This window comes from Micromonospora sp. NRRL B-16802 (genome assembly GCF_001279555.1).
In the GTDB taxonomy this organism is placed as follows: domain Bacteria; phylum Actinomycetota; class Actinomycetes; order Mycobacteriales; family Micromonosporaceae; genus Micromonospora; species Micromonospora profundi.
Genome location: NZ_LGEB01000059.1, coordinates 97,809 through 115,984, shown reverse-complemented (window position 1 = coordinate 115,984; position 18,176 = coordinate 97,809). Strand labels below are relative to the sequence as shown.

Genomic DNA, 18,176 nt, shown 5'->3' with positions numbered 1-18,176 from the left:
CGGTCGTCTACGACCACAGCCCCGGCAGCACCGAGTTCGACGTCGACCGGATCGCCCCGCGCGATCTGACCTCCGGCGCCGTCCAACTGCACCGCACCGGAACACGCTGAACCGGCATCCGGCGCCGGCCGATCACGGCCGGCGCCGGGGCCCGGAGCTACTTAGCGCTGTGCCCGTTACTTGGCGTTGAAGTAGCTGGCCTCCGGGTGGTGGACCACGATGGCGTCGGTGGCCTGCTCCGGCATCAACTGGAACTCCTCGGACAACTCCACACCGATCCGGTCCGCCCCGAGCAGGTCCACGATCTTCGCCCGGTCCTCCAGATCCGGGCAGGCCGGGTAGCCGAACGCGTACCGGCAGCCCCGGTAGTCGTTGCGCAGCAGGCCGGCCAGGTCCGTCGGGTCGTCGTGGCCGAGCGGGCGGCCGTCGGGCAGGGTCATCTCGGTACGGATTCGCCGGTGCCAGTATTCGGCGAGCGCCTCGGTGAGCTGCACGGACAGCCCGTGCACCTCCAGGTAGTCGCGGTACTCGTTGCGGGCGAACAGCTTCGCCGCGTACTCGCTGACGGGCTGGCCCACGGTGACCAGTTGCAACGCGACCACATCGAGCTGGTCGCCCTGGGGCTTGAAGAAGTCGGCCAGGCACAGCCGGCGTTCCTGGCGCTGCCGGGGGAAGGAGAACCGAACGCGCTCGGCGTGGCCGTTCTCGTCCAGGACGACAAGGTCGTTGCCCTCGGAGTACGCCGGGAAGTAGCCGTAGACGACTGCCGCCTCCAGCACCTGGTCGGAGATCAGCCGGTCCAGCCAGTAGCGCAGCCGGGGTCGGCCCTCGGTCTCCACAAGCTCCTCGTAGGACGGGCCGCTGCCGCCCCGCGCGCCACGCAGCCCCCACTGCCCGAGGAACGTGGCCCGCTCGTCGAGCAGCGCCGCGTAGTCCGACATCGGCACGCCCTTGACGACGCGGGTGCCCAGGAACGGCGGGGTGGGCACCGGCACGTCGGCGGCCACGTCGGAGCGGACCGAGGAGTCGTGCAGCTCGGGCAGCGACTCGCTGACGACCGAGCGCTGCCGCTCCCGGCGCGCCCGCCGGGTCGCCAGGGCCGCCTCCCGCTCCGGGTCGATCACCGGGGCGCCACCGCGCTTGGCGGTCATCACCCGGTCCATCAGGGACAGACCTTCGAAGGCGTCCCGCGCGTAGTGCACCTGCCCGGGATACATCGCCCGCAGGTCGTCCTCGACGTACGACCGGGTCAGCGCCGCCCCACCCAGCAGGACGGGCCAGCGCTCCGCGACCCCGCGCGTGGCCATCTCGGCCAGGTTTTCCTTCATGATGACTGTGCTCTTGACCAGCAGCCCGGACATGCCGATCGCGTCGGCGCGGTGCTGCTCGGCGGCGTCCAGGATGGCGCTGATCGGCTGCTTGATGCCGATGTTCACCACCTCGTAGCCGTTGTTGGACAGGATGATGTCGACGAGGTTCTTGCCGATGTCGTGCACGTCGCCGCGCACGGTCGCGAGGACGATGCGGCCCTTGCCGCCGTCGTCGGTTGCCTCCATGTGCGGTTCCAGGTACGCCACAGCGGTCTTCATCACCTCGGCCGACTGGAGCACGAACGGCAGCTGCATCTGCCCCGAGCCGAACAGCTCACCGACCACCTTCATCCCGTCCAGCAGGATGTCGTTGATGATCGACAGTGGGGCCCGGCCGCCGGCCATCGCCTCGTCCAGGTCGGCCTCAAGGCCGTTGCGCTCGCCGTCGACGATCCGCCGCTTGAGCCGCTCGTCAAGCGGCAGCGCCGCCAACTCCTGCGCCCGGCTGGCCCGCGCGCTCGTCACGTCGACGCCCTCGAACAGCTCAAGGAACCGCTGCACCGGGTCGTACCCCTCGCGGCGCCTGTCGTAGACCAGATCCAGGGCGACCTCGCGCTGCTCCTCGGGGATCTTCGACATCGGCAGGATCTTGCTGGCGTGCACGATCGCCGAGGTCAGACCGGCCTGCACGCACTCGTGCAGGAACACCGAGTTGAGCACCTGCCGGGCCGCCGGGTTGAGGCCGAACGAGATGTTCGAGATGCCCAGCGTGAAGTTGACCCCCGGATACCGGCGGGCGATCTCCCTGATCGCCTCGATCGTCTCGATGCCGTCGCGGCGGGTCTCCTCCTGCCCGGTGGCGATCGGGAACGTCAGCGCGTCGATGAGGATGTCCGACCGGTCCATGCCCCACCGGCCGGTCAGGTCGTCGATGAGCCGGGCCGCGACCCGGACCTTCCACTCCTGGGTACGCGCCTGCCCCTCCTCGTCGATGAGCAGCGCCACCACTGCGGCACCGTGCTCGCGCACGATCGGCATCACCCGCGCGTACCGGGAGTCGGGGCCGTCGCCGTCCTCGAAGTTCACCGAGTTGACCACGCATCGGCCACCGAGCATCTCCAAACCGGCCTCGACAACGGCGGGCTCGGTGGAGTCCAGCATGATCGGCAACGTGGACGCGGTGGCGAAACGGCCTGCCAACTCCCGCATGTCCTCGGTGCCGTCGCGGCCGACGTAGTCCACGCACAGGTCGAGCAGGTGCGAGCCGTCCCGCGCCTGACTGCGGGCGATCTCCACGCAGGCCCGCCAGTCGGCGGCCAGCATCGCCTCCCGGAACGCCTTGGAACCGTTGGCGTTGGTCCGCTCCCCCACCATCAGCACCGAGGCGTCCTGCGCGAACGGCACCGGGTGGTAGACCGACGAGACACCCGCCTCGTGCTGCGGCTCGCGCGCCGGGGCGGTGACACCGTGCAACCGCTCGGACAGCACCCGGATGTGCTCCGGGGTGGTGCCGCAGCAGCCGCCGACGAACCCCACGCCGTACTCGGTGACGAACCGCTCCAGGGCGTCGGCCATCTCCACAGGAGTCAGCGGGAAGTACGCGCCGTCGGCGGTCAGCACCGGCAGGCCGGCGTTCGGCATCACCGACAGCGGGATGCGGGAGTGCTGCGACAGGTAGCGCAGATGCTCGCTCATCTCGGCCGGGCCCGTCGAGCAGTTGAGCCCGATCAGGTCAACGCCGAGCGGCTCGATCGCCGCCAGGGCCGCGCCGATCTCGCTGCCCACAAGCATCGTGCCGGTCGTCTCCACGGCCACGTGACAGATGATCGGCACCGACCGGCCCAGCTCGGCCATTGCCCGCTTCGACCCGACCACCGCGGCCTTGACCTGGAGCAGGTCCTGACACGTCTCGATGATCAGCGCGTCGGAGCCGCCGAGGATCAGCCCGGCGGCATTCTCCTGGTACGCGTCGCGCAGCGTGGCGTACCCGGCGTGCCCGAGGGTGGGCAGCTTGGTGCCCGGCCCGATCGAGCCCAGCACGAACCGGGGCCGCTCCGCGGTGCTCGCCGCGTCGGCGGCCTCCCGGGCGATCCGGGCTCCCGCCTCGGACAGCTCCCGGATGCGGTGTGGGATGTCGTACTCGGCCAGATTGGCCAGGTTGGCGCCGAACGTGTTGGTCTCCACGCAGTCCGCGCCGGCGGCCAGGTAGGCGTCGTGCACCCCCCGCACCACGTCCGGTCGGGTCACGTTGAGGATCTCGTTGCAGCCCTCCAGCCCGTCGAAGTCGTCGAGCGTGAGGTCAGCGGCCTGCAGCATCGTGCCCATCGCCCCGTCGGCGATGAGGATCCGATCGGCCAGTACATCCATCAACGAAGTCCGCACCCGTTCAGGTTAATGCGGACCCCGCCCTACCCGGCTGCCCTCAGAGTGCGATCCCATATTGTGTCAGCCGAATCACGCTGTCCGGTTCGCCACCGTATGACTGGCCCCTGCCGAGGCCGGACCGGCGCGGCCGATGGGCCGCATCCCTGCCCGGCACGTAGGCTGACGGACGTGAAGGACAACAGGGACGCCGCCGTGCACCACGGCCCGACCATCGGGCGCGGTCCCGGTGTCGGCCGCGACGAGCAGGGTGAGGTGACGGCGTGACCGAGTTCGACGGACTGCCGGTGCTGCGGTCCCCGGTGGCGATTGCCGCATTCGAGGGCTGGAACGACGCCGCCGACGCGTCCACCGCGGCCGTCGAACACCTGGAACAGGTCTGGAACGCGCGGCAGCTCGCCGAACTGGACCCGGAGGACTTCTACGACTTCCAGGTCAGCCGGCCCACCATCACCATGGCCGACGGGGAGACCCGCCGGGTGGAGTGGCCGACGACCCGATTCATGGTGGCCAGCCCCGAGGGCACCGACCGTGACGTGGTGCTGATCCGAGGCATCGAGCCGAGCATGCGGTGGCGGACGTTCTGCGAGCAGGTGCTGGAGATCTGCCACAGCCTTGAAGTGGAACGGGTGGTGCTGCTGGGCGCCCTGCTGGCCGACGTGCCGTACACCCGGCCGCTGCCGATCAGCGGCAGCGCCTCCGACGCGCAGGCCGCCGAGCGCTACCAGCTCACCCCCACCCGCTACGACGGGCCCACCGGCATCGTCGGGGTGCTGCACGACGCCTGCACCCGCGCCGAGGTCGACGCCGTCTCGTTCTGGGTGCACGTGCCGCACTACGCCAACAACCCGCCCTGCCCCAAGGCCACCCTCGCCCTGCTGCACCGCGTCGAGGAGGTCGTCGACCTGCCGGTGCCGATGGCCGACCTGGCCGAAGAGTCCGCCGAGTGGGAGCAGCGGGTACGCAGCGCCGCCGAGCAGGACGCCGAACTCGGCGAGTACGTCCGCGAGCTGGAGGAACGGGTCGGCGACGAGGGCATCACCCCGCTGACCGGTGACGAGATCGCTCAGGAGTTCGAGAAGTACCTACGGCGCCGGGGCGGCTCGGCCGGCCCCACCGCCGGCTCCTGGTAGCTGCCTCTCCCCCGTTCGACGCGGGCCTCGGACTTCGTTGTCCGGGGCCCGCTTTTGTTGTTCTCCGGTTCGTGTGCGCAGTCAGATCGTTGTGCGTGTCCGGGGTGGCGCCGTCACACCCTCTAAGGCATCCTAGGAACCTAGCTATGGTTGAGGAGGCGGCGATGCAGATCAATCCCGGGGCAGCCGAGTTCCCGCACCGCCAGATCGCCGCGCAGCTCAAGGCCCAGGTGCGCCGCGGTGACTGGGGTCCCGGCGAACGACTGCCGTCCATCCCGGCCATCGCCGAGATGTTCGGCGTCGCCAAGCAGACCGTGCAGCGCGCCGTCGACCAGCTGCGGGTCGAGGGCATCCTGATCACCAAACCCGGCTCCGGTACGTACGTCCGCGGCACCCGACGTCGACTCAACCGGCTCTCCCGAGGCCGGTACGGCGGCTTTCGCGGATACCACACCGACCTCGCCGCCCGGTACCGTCAGCAACTCATCTCGGTCGGTCGCGCCCCCGCCCCCGCCGAGGTAGCCGACGCGTTCGGGGTCCCCGACGGCACCGACCTGCTCTGCCGCCGCCACCTCGTCCGCACCGACGACTCCCCCGTCGAGGTGGGCGCCTCCTGGTTCCTGCCCAGAGACACCGCCGGGACCTCGCTGGAGCGCGCCGAGGCGTTCGGGCGCCCCCTCTACCAGGAGGCCGAAGAGGCAACCGGGCGCCGCTACGTCTCGGCCACCGACACGATCAGCGCCCGGCAGCCCAGCCGCGAGGAGGCCGAGACGCTGCAGATCCGGCCCGACACCCCGGTGCTGCACCTGCTGCACGTGGCGTACGACGGCCACCGCAAGCCGATCGAGGTAGCCCAGGCCACCTGGCCCGGCCCCATGACCACCCTCACCGAGGAGTACAAGATCCCCGCCCCAACCCCAGACCCGGAGCCCGACCCCGGCCTGGTCCTGGGCTGACTTCGCCCACTCCAGCCGCCCAAAACCAGCACCCCGCCGCGCCCGCAACGACCCCGCTTTGGCACGCCCCGCGCCCCGCGCCCCGCGCCCCGCGCCCCGCGCCCGCTCGCTGCCCCCCGTGCCCCGTGCCCCGTGCCCCGCGCGCTGCTTCCCGCTTCCCGTGCCCCGCTCGCCGTGCCCCGCTTCCCGCTTCCCGCTTCCCGCCTCCCGCTTCCCGCTCCCGCTCCCGCTCCCGCTCCCGCTCCCGCGTCGATCATGGAGTTGTGGTGGCCGGTATGGGCCGTTGTGCACCTTTCGCGGGGCACCACAAGTCCATGATCGGCGGGAGTTCCGAGCCCTGGCGGCCCACTTCCCCGCGATCTTGTGCCTTCTGTCTTCACGGTCGGGACAGATCAGGCCATATCGGCGACCAGAGGGCAAGATCGGCTTCTGAGGGGCGCAACAAGAAACAGCGCGGCGCGGCACAGCGCGGGCGCCCCCTTGATCGACTCGGGCTCCTTGTAATCGGGGTGTCCGGCTGCGGTGGATGCCGCAGTTTCAAGGAACGCGAGTCGATCAACGCTCGGATGGCCGGTCTAGTCGGCGTCTGAGGGCAGCGCTTGGGCTTTTGAGAGCCTTCGGGCGTGACCGACGGCATCTTCAGGCCGGAATCGTGGCGACGGCTGTGCCCGCCCGTGCCGCCGCGTGAATCGGCGCGCGCACGCCGCCGTCAAGCGCAACCTACGCCGCCGGGCCTACGGGTCAGAGGCGGATGCCTAGTAGGGCGTCCATTGTCTTGGCGAAGAGGGCGGGCGCTTCCGGATCTTCTGTCGCTCCGGCCAGCGTCGCGTCGGCCCAGCGGTCGGCTACCGCCAGCGCCCCGGGGGTGTCGAGGTCGTCGGCGAGGCGCTGGCGTACCCCGGCAAGGAGCTCGGCCCCGGACGGCCCGGCGGGCGCTGCGGCGGCCTGCCGCCAGCGGGCCAGGCGCTCCTGGGCGACGGTGAGCACGTCGTCGGTCCAGGTGCGGTTGCTGCGGTAGTGCCCGGAGATCAGCGCCAGGCGGATCGCCATCGGGTCGACCTTGTCGGCGCGCAGCCGCGACACTAAGACCAGGTTGCCGCGGGACTTCGACATCTTCTCGCCGTCCAGGCCGATCATGCCGGCGTGCACGTAGTGCTGGGCGAACGGCGCCTGGCCGGTGAGCCGCTCGGCGTGCGCGGCGGACGCCTCGTGGTGCGGGAACAGCAGGTCGTTGCCGCCGCCCTGCACGTCGATCCGGTCGCCGAGCAGGTTCAACGCGATGACGGCACACTCGATGTGCCAGCCCGGGCGGCCCGGCCCCAGCTCGCCGCCGGGCCAGGACGGCTCGCCCTCGCGTGCGCCGCGCCACAGCAGCGGGTCGAGCGGGTCGCGCTTGCCGGCCCGGTCCGGGTCGCCGCCGTTCTCGGGGAAGATCTCCAGCATCTGCTCACGGGTCAGGTTCGACTCGTAGCCGAACCGGCCGGTGGCGGAGATGTCGAAGTAGATGTCGCCGGTGCCGTCGTCGAGCCGGTACGCGGCACCGTCCTTGACGAGCACCTCGACCTTGTCGGCGATGTCCGGGATCGACTCGACAGCGCCCACGTAGTGCTCCGGCGGGATGATCCGCAGCGCCTCCATGTCCTCCCGGAACAGCGCCGTCTCGCGCATGGCGAGGACCACCCAGTCCTCGCCGTCGCGCTCGGCCCGCTCCAGCAGCGGATCGTCGATGTCGGTGACGTTCTGCACGTAGTGCACCGCACGGCCGGCGTCGCGCCACATCCGCTGCACCAGATCGAACGTGATCATGGTGGCGGCGTGGCCGAGGTGCGTGGCGTCGTACGGCGTGATGCCGCAGACGTACATGCTTCCCGCGCCAACCGGCTCGCTCGGGTGGATACCCTGCCGCGCCGAGTCGTACAACGCCAGCGGCTCGCCCCTGCCCGGCAGCCGTGGCACCTCGTGTCCCGCCCAAGACTCCATGGGCCTCAGCCTAGCCAGCCCTCGGGCCCGCCCGAGTCGCCCCACCGGTGATCAAAATGACAGCGGCTCACATGGGCGGCCAGGGCACCGCCGGCCAGTCCTCGGGTGGCTGCGGGAAGCGACCGGTGTCCCGCAGTCGGTCGATGCGGGCGGCCAGCTCCGCGACCTCGCTGATGGTCAGGTGGTCGGCCAGCTCCGCGCCCAGCGGCCCGGCGACCTGCCCGGCAAGCGCGCCCAGCATCTCCACCGCGTCCGGCGGCAACTGCCGGCCGGCCCAACCCCACAGGACAGTGCGCAGCTTCGACTCGACATGGAAGCTCACCCCGTGGTCGACGCCGTAGATCCGGTCGTCCGCGCCGACAAGCACGTGACCGCCCTTGCGGTCCGCATTGTTGATCACCGCGTCGAGGACGGCGAGGCGGGCCAGTCGCGGGTCGTCGGCGTGGGCGAGGGCGTACGCCGCGCCGTCGTCGTCGCGGGCCGCCGCGATCGGAAACCACCGCGGTGGCAACGCCTCGGCGGGCACGAAGCCGACGAGCGGTTCGGCGTCCTCCGGCTCGTCGATCCAGAGCTGGCAGGAACCCGGGCCGAACGGGCCGTCGCGCAGCACCGTCGGCGGCACCAGATCCCAGCCGGTGGCCTGGGAGACCAGGTACGCGGACACCTCCCGGCCGGCCAGCGTGCCGTCGGGAAAGTCCCACAGCGGACGCTCGCCACGGACCGGCTTGTAGACGCAGCGGGCCGTCGCGCCGTCGAGTGTCAGGATGCCGCGCAGTGTCGTGTTCGACGCGTCGACGAGCCGCCCCTCCAGGTCGAGCGTGCCGTCGCGCAACAGGCGCAGCGCGGCGTCGCCGTCCTGGCGAGGCTGCAAACCGGACGAGGTCACCGGTGGTAACCGTTGTGCCGCGGGCACAGGTGCCCGGCGGGATCCAACGGTTGGCCGCACAGCGGGCACGGCGGCCGGCCCGCGTTCACCACGCGCCGGGCCCGCTCGATGAACTGGCGGGTGGCCTGCGGGGTGAGCCGGACCCGGAGCCGATCCAGGTCCTCGTCCGGCTCGTCGTCGTCATCGTCGTCGTCGGAGTCGTCGTCATCGTCGCCCAGCTCGACCTCGGGCTCCACCTCTCCAGCGGCGATCGCCTCGATCACCACCGTCGCGGTGTCCACGTCGAAGGCCAGCCCGAGCGTCCCGACCCGGAACTCCTCGTCGACAGGCGTGTCCAGTGGCTCGTTGTCGCCGACCACCGGCGCCAGCTCGGGCAGGTCCACCCCGAAGCGACGCTGCGCCTCGGTGAGCAGTTCCTCCAGCTTTTCGGCGAGCAGGGACACCTGGACCTTTTCCAGCGCGACGCTGACCAGCCTGCCGCCGCCTCGGGCCTGTAGGAAGAACGTGCGCTCCCCCGGCGGCCCGACAGTCCCGGCGACGAACCGCTCCGGCGGTTCGAAGGCGTGCACCTGGTGGGTCATACCCACGACCCTATCCGGCCCGTCATCGCGTTGCGCACCCCACCGACCCGAATCGCCGCACGGGCGGCACGCCCGGCGTTCGAGGGGTTGCCACCGGGCGTGGCGGCCGCGCGGACGCCCCGCGGCGAGCTCGCCGCCGCCCGTGGGACACGCGGCCCGGACACGCGGCCCAGAGGCGCGCTGAGGGCTCGTGGCGCGGCCCACCGCCGCCCGTGGGACACGCGGCCCAGAGGCGCGCTGAGGGCTCGTGGCGCGGCTCACTCGGCCGCACCGGCCCCGCCGCCGACGGCGGCGTCGGAGTCGGTCGCGCGGGTCGCCCGCCTACGCCGCTTGCGCGGCGGCGGCACCAGCGTGGCCAGGTCGCCGCCGGTGTCGTTGAGGCGCAGGAGGAACGGCCGCAACGACGTGAACCGGATCGCGGTCACCGAGGCCGGGTCAGCCACGATCCGCTGAAAAAGATCAAGGTGTACGCCGAGAGCGTCCGCCACGATCGCCTTGATCACGTCTCCGTGGCTGCATGCCAGCCAGACCGCCTCGGGCCCGTGCTCGGCGGTGACCCGGGCGTCCCAGGCCCGTACGGCCGCCACGGCACGCGCCGCCATAGCCGCCATCGCCTCGCCGTCGGGAAAGACCGCCGCGCTCGGGTGCTGCTGGACGACGGGCCAGATCGGCTCCTTGGCGAGCTTCTTGAGCGGCTGTCCCTCCCAGCTGCCGTAGTCGCACTCGATCAGCCCCTCCTCCACGGTGGGCGTGGCCTGCGGTAGCGCCAGCTCCAGGGTCTGCCGGCAGCGGATCAGCGGACTGGTCACCACCGCCGCGAGCGGCACGGCCCGCAGTCGTTCGCCGACCGCGCTCGCCTGGGCGCGGCCCGTGTCGTCCAGTTCGACGGGCTGGCGGCCGGCCAGGCCGCCGTCGGCGTTCGCGGTGGTCCGGCCGTGTCGCAGAAGCAGAAGGGTCGCCACGAGGATCACCCTATGACCTGCCGGGGGCCGGTACGCGGCGCGGTGCGGCAACGCCGGCCCGGGTGCCAGGTCAGCGGACGTCCGTGGCGGGCTGGACATCCTGCACGAAGCTGTCCGACCGGTCGGCGCCGTACCCGCCGAGGACGTTCAGCACGGCCGGCACGGCGTCGCGCTCCACCACGACCTCGACGCGGGCACGGTCCAGCAGGTCCTGGTCCAGCCAGTAGCCGCGGGGCAGCGCGCGGGCGGCCGGCTGGGCTGTCGAGACAGTGGCGTCGGAGACGACGATGGAGGTGGCGCCCGCGTCGAGCAGTGCTTCCCGCAGCTCCCGGGTGGTCGGCAGTCGCGCCGGGTCGACAGTCGCGGTGACAAGCCGCACCTGCCGTGCCGGCTGACCAGGCTGGACTGGCTGGGCGGCCGGACCGCTGCGGGCGGGCTGGGCGGTGGAACGGTTTCGTCCCGTCCGGCGGCGCTCGGGCGCGCCGGTGCCGTTGAGCCCGGCGACGCCGCCCAGGTGGTACGCGTCGGTGCCCTGCTGCGCGTGGTCGAGGTTGTCCTGCGTGTCGGTCGGGGCGCGCAGCCCGATGACCGCCTGCACTCCGGCGGCGATCAACCAGCTGAGCACGAACGAGAAGATCACCACGCAGATCACGCCGACGATCTGGTGCCAGAGCAGGGATCCGCCTCCGCCGAAGAAGATGCCGTCCTTGCCGAGCGGGTTGGTGCCGCTGTTGCCGAAGAAGCCGACAAGCAGCGAGCCGAGCATGCCGCCGACGAAGTGGACAGCGAGGACGTCGAGGGCGTCGTCGAGCCGCAGCAGGTACTTCAACCGCAGCGCGGTGTGGCAGACGAGGCCGGCGATCGCGCCGATGGCGATGGCGGACAGCGTGTTGACGTACCCGGCGGCGGGTGTGATGGTCGCGAGGCCCGCGACGGCCCCGGAGACGCCGCCCACGACGGTGCTGTGGCCGTCCTTGGCGCGTTCGGCGACGAGCCAGACGAGCATGCCGGCGGCCGCCGCGAGGTGGGTGTTGATGAGCGCCTGGGCTGCCACACCGTTGGCCTGGAGTCCGTCGCCGCCGTTGAAGCCGAACCATCCGAACCAGAGGATGCCCGCTCCGAGGATGGTCAGCGGAATGGAGTTGGGCGGGGCGGCGGTGTGTGGCCAGCCGCGACGGCGTCCGACGACCATCAGGGTGGCCAGGACGGCGGCGCCCGCCGAGGCGTGCACCACCATTCCGCCGGCCCAGTCCTGGGTTCCGAACCGGGCCAGCAGCCCGTCGGGGTGCCAGAGCCAGTGGGCGATCGGCGCGTAGACCACGATGGACCAGATGGCGATGAACACCACCCAGCCGATGAACTTCAACCGGCCGGCCGTGGCGCCGGTGACGAGAGCGGGCGTGATCACCGCGAACATCATCTGGTACGCCACGAACGCCAGTGTGGGGATGGTGACCTGACCGGCGACCACGTGCAGGTGAGGCGCGGGCGGGACCCCCAGGTCGGTGAGCCCGAACAACTCGAAGTTGCCGAGGAGGCCGCTGCCGGCGTCGTCGCCGAAGGCGATCGTGTATCCCACGAGCACCCAGGTCAGGCTGACGACGCCCAGCGCGATCATGTTCTGCTGGAGCATGGCGAGCACGTTGCGGGTGCGGACCATCCCGCCGTAGAAGACGGCCAGGCCGGGGGTCATGAACAACACCAGGCCGGTGCAGACGAGCACCCAGGCGGTGTCGCCCGAGTTCACCGCTTCCTGAGCGAGCATGGGAGCTCACCTTTCCTCTCGGTACGTCAGACGGTGTGTCGCACCGCGCTGACGACGGACTCCTTGACTCGTTCGTGGTTGGGCACCGGCGCGAAGTGCCGCCGGGGCAGCAACAGCAGCCAGGTGGCGATGTTGAACGGTCCGGTCAGCACCGGGATGCCCAGCGGGGTGAGGACTGTGGCCAGGGCTAGTTGGACGAAGAGGGTGAGCGCGATTCCGAAGAGCGTGTAGACAGTCACGAGCGCGCCGGGGCGGTGCAGCACCGCGCCCACGGCGATCGCCGTCAGGACCGCGTTGAAGCCGAACAGACCCTTGTCGAGGGAGGCCGCGTCGGCGCCGAACCAGAGCGCCAGCAGCGTCGCGCCGACGGCGCCGACCACCGCGAAGAGCGCCGACCAGCGGGAGTTGATCAGCAGCGCGACCAGGATGATCAGCCCGGTGACCCAGCTGTTGATCAGGAAGACCTGGGACACCCCGCGCAGGAAGGTGGGGATCAGGTCCCAGTCGAAGCGACCACCGGTCAGCTGCCCCTCGCCGGGGAACATCGGCTTCAGGTTGGTGAGCACTGTGAACCTGTCGAACTGGTACGCGGCCATCAGCAGCACCCAGGTGGTCAGCACGAACGGCATGGTGAAGGCGGTCAGCCCCCACGTCTTGAAGATCGTGTTCAGGGCCAGGGTGACCACTGTCGTGGCGATCGCGCCGAGCACCAGGTAGAGCCACATGAGCGGCCGGTCGTCCAGGAACGTCGGGACGGCGATGCCGGTCAGAAACGGGCTGAAGCCGAACAGCCCTTTGCGCAGCGAGGCGTTGTCGGCCCGCAGGACAACGGCCGTGGCGGTGCCGACGAGCAGGCCGACGACCCCTCCCCCGAAGATCCGTGGCTGCCCGTTCTCGACGGCACCCCAGGCGACCGCCACGAGGATCAGCAGGCCGGTCAGGGGGTTGTTCTGGAAGACGACCTGCGCCGGCCCGCGCAGGCAGGCGTCGACGAACCCGACAAACGGGTTGCGGTCGGCGAGCCCGTCCCACCCGTGCACCACTGCGGTCACGACATTCTTCCTCTCGGTCAACGCCAGCTGAACGCCGGCGGGAAGGTCCGGCCGGTCACCTCTTCGCGGGCGGCCACGCAGAAGGCGCGTACCGCCGCGCGTACCGGCTCGGTCTCCTGGCCCAGGACCTTGAAGATGAGACCCGCGTCGTTGGGCAGCCGGGTGACGGCGCTGGCAAGTGGGGTCTGCTCGTCCCAGACCGGCGTCGAGGTCCGGTGCAGGACCCGTGCCGCCCGCTCGGGGTCGGTGAGCAGCACGACGTTGCCGAAGATGTGGAAGCGGTCCATGACCCCGACCCGCGCCACGTCGAACTGCCCGGGGGCCACCACGAACTTCTCCACGAACAACTGCCGGCCGTCGGGACGCTCCGCGCGCAGCGCGCTCGAGAAGAGGTCGTACGCGAAGAGTTCGCCGTCACGGTAGTACTTCCGGCCGGGTTGCAGGATCTCGCCGTACAGCATCGTGGCGCTTCCCGCGAGGCGTACCCGGGTGTCGGTGGCGAACCGGCTGGCCCGGTACGGGATCACCGGCTCCGGCAGGTATTCGAGGTAGGTGTCCTCGGCCAAGGTGAACGTCTGGATCTGGGTGCCGTAGTTGGCGTCCATCTCCTGGATCTTGGTGGCGGACTGGGTCACCAGGTGCGCCTGGCTGCCGGGGGCGAGAGCGACGTCCATGTGCAGGCGGTCGCCCTGGAGCACGCCACCGGAGGTGGTGAGGATCATGACGCACGGCAGGTCCGGCATCTCCTCGTCCCAGTAGAGCGCCCGCTGCACGAGCAGCGGCGACTGCCGGAAGAGGTCGCGCAGGATCGTGCGGTCTCCGCGCCGCTCGAACCCCAGGCGCAGGATGCCGACCTTGCCGTTGGACGCTGCGGGTAGCTGGGCCGGTTGGTCCTGGTACGGCTCCAGCTCCCGCGCGCTGTCCAGTGTGATCATGCGACCACTTCGGCGTCGAAGAGCGCGTTGCGACGGATCAGCGAGACCAGCTCGTCGATTCCCTCGCCCGTCTTGCAGTTGGTGAACACGACGGGCTTGCCGTTGCGCATCATGTCCGCGTCACGGGCCATGACACCGAGGTCGGCGTCCACGTAGGGCGCCAGGTCGGTCTTGTTGATGACGAGGATGTCGGACTTGGAGATGCCCGGGCCGTTCTTGCGCGGGATCTTGTCGCCGGCCGCGACGTCGATGACGTAGATGAAGTAGTCGACGAGGGCCGGGCTGAAGGTCAGTGTGAGGTTGTCGCCGCCGCTCTCGATGAGCACGACGTCGCTGTCCGGGAACTTGGACTCCATGTCCTCCACGGCGGCGAGGTTCATGCTCGGGTCCTCCCGCACTGCCGTGTGCGGGCAGGCGCCGGTCTCCACCCCGATGATCCGCTCCTCGACCAGGACCCCGGTCAGCGCCCGCCGGACGTGCTTGGCGTCCTCCGTGGTGACCACGTCGTTCGTGATCACCAGTATTCGCAGCCCGTTCTCCACGAGCCGCGGCACGACAGCCTCGATGATCGCGGTCTTGCCGCTGCCCACCGGGCCGCCGACACCGATACGACTTGCCGACTTCATGTTGTGACCTGTCCTTCTGGGTACGGTTCGGTTCGGGAAATGCGGGTTCAGCTCATGAACATCCGCACGTGGATGTGCTGGTGTGCGGCGGCCAGGACGTCGAGGTGCGGCCCGAAGGTCTGCATGTCCTCCAGCCCAGCGGTGCGCACGTCGCGGTAGTCGTCGCTGACCTTCTCGTTGACAGCGAAGAGGATCGACTGCGCGTCGAGGTGGTCGACACGCATCAACCGGATGGCGGCGCTGAGCACCGTCGACGCCGCGCCGTACTGGTGGGCCGCGAACGCGTCCTCCTCGGGCACCCCGAGGTCGGCGAAGACCACCCCGAGCGCGACCGGATAGGTGACAGGCGTTCCGGCCGCCGACTCGTTGAGCCGCTTCTTGAGCAGCGTCTCTCCGACGATCCGGGTCGCGGCCTCGGCCAGCTTGCGCCCCATCCGCACGGACATGGTCCGCATCTCTTCGTTGATCTTGCGCTGGTGGACGGCGTCGTCCGCGGACCTGATCCGGTCGAGGTCCCCGGTCAGGGCGGCCCGGTGCGCGGCGAGCAGTGCCACGCCGTCTCCGGTGGCGGCGAGCCGGGTGACAGTCCGGACGTAGTCCTGAAGGGTCGTCCGGTCGTGCACGACGCCGTGCTCGACGGCCATCTCCAGGCCGCTGGAGAAGGAGAACGCGCCGACCGGGAAGACCGAGTCGCCGAATTGGAGCAGCTTCAGGGTCTCGGCCATGGTTCGCACCGTCCGGCCCCGCTCAGTTGAGGTCGGCGGGGAGGTGGGAGTGCGGCGTCGAGTCGGCGCCGCCGAACAGTCGCCGCGACTCGTGCGGCGCCAGGTACGCGATGATCTCGGTGCCGGGCACGAACTCGTGCGTGATCCCGGTGAAGGCGTGGGTGCGCATCACCGAGTCCATGACCTTGCGGTCCACAGTGAGCGGAACGTACATCCTGGTGTCCTTGACGACGGCCGGCCAGTGCTGGTTGCCGATCGCGTGGCCGAGCTCGACTGCCGAGCGGATGAGCAGCTCGGCGGACTCGCCGCGCAACTTGTCGAGGTGGACCACCATCACCTCGCCCAACTGCACCCGGGCCACCACCGCGGTGGCGGTCAGGTCGTCCCAGGCGAGGACGTCGCCGTCGCGCAGCCGGACGCCGCGGGCCAGCGCGACGGACAACTCCGCCCCGGAACTGGTCATCTTGCGGATCCGGCTCTTCTGGGCGTCCCACTGGTCGAGGACCAGGTCGTCGATGCGCGCCTCCTTGAGCCGCAGCATCCAGTCCGGCTCGTTCATGTTGCCCAGCACCGTCTCGACGAGCACGGGCGTCTCCTTTCGGTAGGTGCGCCGCAGCCGCGCACGGCGGCGCAGGCGTGCGGGGGATGTCAGCTGAAGAAGTAGAGCTGGCCCAGGGGCAGCGTCCGGGCCGGCGGCACTGTCGCGTGCACGCCGTCCATCGTCACCGCGAAGGTCTCCGGGTCGACCTCCAGCTTGGGGGTACGGTCGTTGCGGACCATGTCCCTCTTGGTGAGACCTCGGGTCCGGTACACGGGAATGACCTGCCGTTGCAGGCCGAGCTGCTCGGCGACGCCGGCCTCGTGTGCGGCACGGGACACGAAGGTCACGCAGGTCTTGGCGATCTGGTTGCCGAACGCGCCGTACATGGGCCGGTAGTAGACCGGTTGCGGTGTCGGCAGCGAGGCGTTCGGGTCGCCCATGATCGACCAGGCGATCATGCCGCCCTTGAGGACCATCTTCGGCTTGGTACCGAAGAAGGCGGGCTCCCAGAGCACCAGGTCGGCCATCTTGCCCGGCGTCACGGATCCCAGCACGTGCGAGATGCCCTGGGTGATGGCCGGGTTGATGGTCATCTTGGCGACGTACCGCAGCACCCGGAAGTTGTCGTTGGCGCTGGAGTCCTCGGCGAGCTTGCCGCGCACGGTCTTCATCTGCCCGGCGAGCTGGATGGTCCGCAGCCAGGTCTCACCGACGCGCCCCATGGCCTGCGAGTCGCTCTGCATCATCGAGATGACGCCCTCGTCGAGCAGGACGTCCTCGGCGGCGATCGTCTCGGTCCGGATACGGCTCTCGACGAATGCGACGTCGGAGGGGACCTTGGGGTTGAAGTTGTGGCAGACCATGATCATGTCGTAGAGCTCGGACTGACTGTTGATGCCGTACGGCACCGTCGGCGTTGTCGAGCTCGGCAACACGTTCATCTGGCTGGCGATCTTGATGACGTCCGGCGCATGGCCACCGCCGGCGCCCTCGGTGTGGAAGGTGTGGATCGTGCGGCCCTCGAACGCCGCGACGGAGTCCTCCAGGTAGCCGCTCTCGTTGAGGGTGTCCGTGTGGATGCTGACCTGCACGTCGAACTCGTCGGCGACGTCCAGGCAGGCGCGGATCACCGCGGGCGGCGCACCCCAGTCCTCGTGGATCTTGAAGCTCGGCGCGCCGGCCATGATCTGCTCGACCAGCGGGGCGCGGCCGGTGCTGTTGCCCTTCGCCATCAGACCGATGTTGATCGGGATGTTCTCGAAGGCCCGCATCATCGCATGGATGTTCCAGGGCCCGGGGGTGATGGTGACGCCGTTGCTGCTGTCCGACGGACCGGTGCCGCCGCCCCACAGGGTGGTGACGCCGTTGCTGAGGGCGGCGTACGCCTGCTGCGGCGCGACAAGGTGCACGTGCGCGTCGATGCCGCCCGCGGTCAGGATGAGGTGCTCGCCGGAGATGGCGTCGGTGCCCGGCCCGGTCACCAGTTCGGGCGTGACACCCTGCATGATGTTGGGGTTTCCGGCCTTGCCGATGCCGGCGATCTTGCCGTTCTTGATCCCGACGTCGGCCTTGACCACGCCGAGGGTCGCGTCGACGATCGTCACGTTGGTGATGACCAGATCCAGGCCACCCTCGGCGTTCGTGTACTGGTTCTGCACGCCCATGCCGTCGCGCAGCGTCTTGCCCCCGCCGTACATCACCTCGTCGCCGAGGACCCGCAGGTCCTTCTCGATCTCGATGTACAGGTCGGTGTCGCCCAGCCTGATCTGGTCGCCCGTCGTCGGGCCGAACATTCCCGAATACTCTTGCCGAGATATCTGGCTCATCGAATCATCTCTCCTGCCCGCGGCTGCCAGCCCTGCGGGATAGTGGATCTACTTTTTCTTGCCCTTGGAGTCGTCCTGCTGCTCCGGGCCGAACTTGAAGCCGCGCGTCCTGGCGTTGTGGATCGCCTCGGTCCGGTCCGGCCGGTAACTCGGGGCCGACTGGCTGCCGGTCCACCCCTGCACGAGCCCGTTGAACCCGTAGACCCGCTGCACCCCGGCGAAGGGGATCAGCTCCACCGTCTTCTTGTCGCCGGGCTCGAAGCGGATGGACGTCGTCGCCGGGATGTTCAGCCGCTTGCCGAAGGCCGCCTCGCGGTCGAACGCGAGCATGCGGTTGACCTCGAAGAAGTGAAAGTGCGAGCCGACCTGAATGGGCCGGTCACCGGTGTTCTGGACGACGACTTCCGTCACCGGCCGACCCTCGTTCAACTCCAGCGGCTGGTCGCTCAGGATGTAGCCGCCGATGGGTCGCAGATGCTTCGAGTTGGGCCCGGGATGCTGCTTGGTCATTTCTGC

14 protein-coding genes and 1 pseudogene are annotated in these 18,176 nt (G+C 70.1%); 2 read left to right on the top strand and 13 right to left on the bottom strand.

The window, feature by feature from the left end; all coding sequences use genetic code 11:
* Positions 1 to 176 precede the first annotated feature (176 nt).
* Positions 177 to 3,677, bottom strand: a complete 3,501-nt coding sequence (metH, locus tag ADK66_RS15570) for a methionine synthase (RefSeq protein WP_369814799.1) — start codon at positions 3,675 to 3,677, stop codon at positions 177 to 179.
* Between the two features lie 278 nt (positions 3,678 to 3,955).
* Here metH and ADK66_RS15565 point away from each other — a divergent pair, with 278 nt between their 5' ends.
* Positions 3,956 to 4,825 carry a PAC2 family protein gene (locus ADK66_RS15565; protein WP_053655841.1) on the top strand — a complete coding sequence of 290 codons (870 nt, stop codon included), beginning with the start codon at positions 3,956 to 3,958 and terminating at the stop codon, positions 4,823 to 4,825.
* Between the two features lie 164 nt (positions 4,826 to 4,989).
* Positions 4,990 to 5,781 (top strand): GntR family transcriptional regulator, encoded by a 792-nt coding sequence (locus ADK66_RS15560; protein WP_053655862.1) that lies wholly within the window; start codon positions 4,990 to 4,992, stop codon positions 5,779 to 5,781.
* 741 nt (positions 5,782 to 6,522) lie between these two features.
* Here ADK66_RS15560 and mshC read toward each other — a convergent pair.
* The 12 genes and pseudogenes from mshC to ADK66_RS15500 form a co-directional block, all read right to left on the bottom strand.
* The gene (gene mshC, locus ADK66_RS15555; protein WP_053655840.1) at positions 6,523 to 7,761 is read right to left on the bottom strand and encodes a cysteine--1-D-myo-inosityl 2-amino-2-deoxy-alpha-D-glucopyranoside ligase; all 1,239 of its coding nucleotides are present in this window, start codon (positions 7,759 to 7,761) and stop codon (positions 6,523 to 6,525) included.
* Positions 7,762 to 7,828: 67 nt separating this feature from the next.
* On the bottom strand, positions 7,829 to 8,647 hold the full coding sequence (locus ADK66_RS15550) for an SCO1664 family protein (RefSeq protein ID WP_053655838.1): 819 nt from the start codon (positions 8,645 to 8,647) through the stop codon (positions 7,829 to 7,831).
* Positions 8,644 to 9,228, bottom strand: a complete 585-nt coding sequence (locus ADK66_RS15545) for a DUF3090 domain-containing protein (protein WP_053655837.1) — start codon at positions 9,226 to 9,228, stop codon at positions 8,644 to 8,646. The genes ADK66_RS15550 and ADK66_RS15545 overlap by 4 nt, the downstream gene beginning before the upstream one ends.
* A gap of 257 nt (positions 9,229 to 9,485) precedes the next feature.
* The gene (locus ADK66_RS15540; RefSeq protein ID WP_053655836.1) at positions 9,486 to 10,199 is read right to left on the bottom strand and encodes an MSMEG_4193 family putative phosphomutase; all 714 of its coding nucleotides are present in this window, start codon (positions 10,197 to 10,199) and stop codon (positions 9,486 to 9,488) included.
* Between the two features lie 61 nt (positions 10,200 to 10,260).
* The gene (amt, locus tag ADK66_RS15535) at positions 10,261 to 11,955 is read right to left on the bottom strand and encodes an ammonium transporter (protein ID WP_053655835.1); all 1,695 of its coding nucleotides are present in this window, start codon (positions 11,953 to 11,955) and stop codon (positions 10,261 to 10,263) included.
* Between the two features lie 26 nt (positions 11,956 to 11,981).
* Complete coding sequence (gene yut / locus ADK66_RS15530; RefSeq protein ID WP_053655834.1) at positions 11,982 to 13,007, bottom strand: urea transporter; 1,026 nt, start codon at positions 13,005 to 13,007, stop codon at positions 11,982 to 11,984.
* 17 nt (positions 13,008 to 13,024) lie between these two features.
* On the bottom strand, positions 13,025 to 13,942 hold the full coding sequence (locus ADK66_RS15525) for an urease accessory protein UreD (protein ID WP_053655832.1): 918 nt from the start codon (positions 13,940 to 13,942) through the stop codon (positions 13,025 to 13,027).
* Positions 13,939 to 14,568: an urease accessory protein UreG gene (gene ureG, locus ADK66_RS15520; protein ID WP_053655830.1), complete on the bottom strand. Its 630-nt coding sequence runs from the start codon at positions 14,566 to 14,568 to the stop codon at positions 13,939 to 13,941. The genes ADK66_RS15525 and ureG overlap by 4 nt, the downstream gene beginning before the upstream one ends.
* 47 nt (positions 14,569 to 14,615) lie before the next feature.
* Positions 14,616 to 15,293: an urease accessory protein UreF gene (locus ADK66_RS15515; protein ID WP_209273235.1), complete on the bottom strand. Its 678-nt coding sequence runs from the start codon at positions 15,291 to 15,293 to the stop codon at positions 14,616 to 14,618.
* Positions 15,294 to 15,315: 22 nt separating this feature from the next.
* Positions 15,316 to 15,879, bottom strand: a complete 564-nt coding sequence (gene ureE, locus ADK66_RS15510) for an urease accessory protein UreE (RefSeq protein WP_053655825.1) — start codon at positions 15,877 to 15,879, stop codon at positions 15,316 to 15,318.
* A 62-nt stretch (positions 15,880 to 15,941) separates the two neighbouring features.
* Entirely contained in the window at positions 15,942 to 17,660 is a 1,719-nt protein-coding gene (locus tag ADK66_RS15505; protein ID WP_053655821.1) for an urease subunit alpha, read from the bottom strand.
* Positions 17,661 to 17,834: 174 nt separating this feature from the next.
* Positions 17,835 to 18,170 (bottom strand): annotated as a pseudogene (locus ADK66_RS15500) (urease subunit beta); the annotation flags it as partial.
* Between the last annotated feature and the right edge of the window lie 6 nt (positions 18,171 to 18,176).

Bases quoted from the DNA above. Each gene is read 5' to 3' on its own strand.
- metH (WP_369814799.1), bottom strand. From the start codon at position 3,677: ATGGATGTACTGGCCGATCGGATCCTCATCGCCGACGGGGCGATGGGC.
- ADK66_RS15560 (WP_053655862.1), top strand. From the start codon at position 4,990: ATGCAGATCAATCCCGGGGCAGCCGAGTTCCCGCACCGCCAGATCGCC.
- mshC (WP_053655840.1), bottom strand. From the start codon at position 7,761: ATGGAGTCTTGGGCGGGACACGAGGTGCCACGGCTGCCGGGCAGGGGC.
- ADK66_RS15545 (WP_053655837.1), bottom strand. From the start codon at position 9,228: ATGACCCACCAGGTGCACGCCTTCGAACCGCCGGAGCGGTTCGTCGCC.
- amt (WP_053655835.1), bottom strand. From the start codon at position 11,955: ATGCTCGCTCAGGAAGCGGTGAACTCGGGCGACACCGCCTGGGTGCTC.
- ADK66_RS15525 (WP_053655832.1), bottom strand. From the start codon at position 13,942: ATGATCACACTGGACAGCGCGCGGGAGCTGGAGCCGTACCAGGACCAA.
- ureG (WP_053655830.1), bottom strand. From the start codon at position 14,568: ATGAAGTCGGCAAGTCGTATCGGTGTCGGCGGCCCGGTGGGCAGCGGC.
- ADK66_RS15515 (WP_209273235.1), bottom strand. From the start codon at position 15,293: ATGGCCGAGACCCTGAAGCTGCTCCAATTCGGCGACTCGGTCTTCCCG.
- ADK66_RS15505 (WP_053655821.1), bottom strand. From the start codon at position 17,660: ATGAGCCAGATATCTCGGCAAGAGTATTCGGGAATGTTCGGCCCGACG.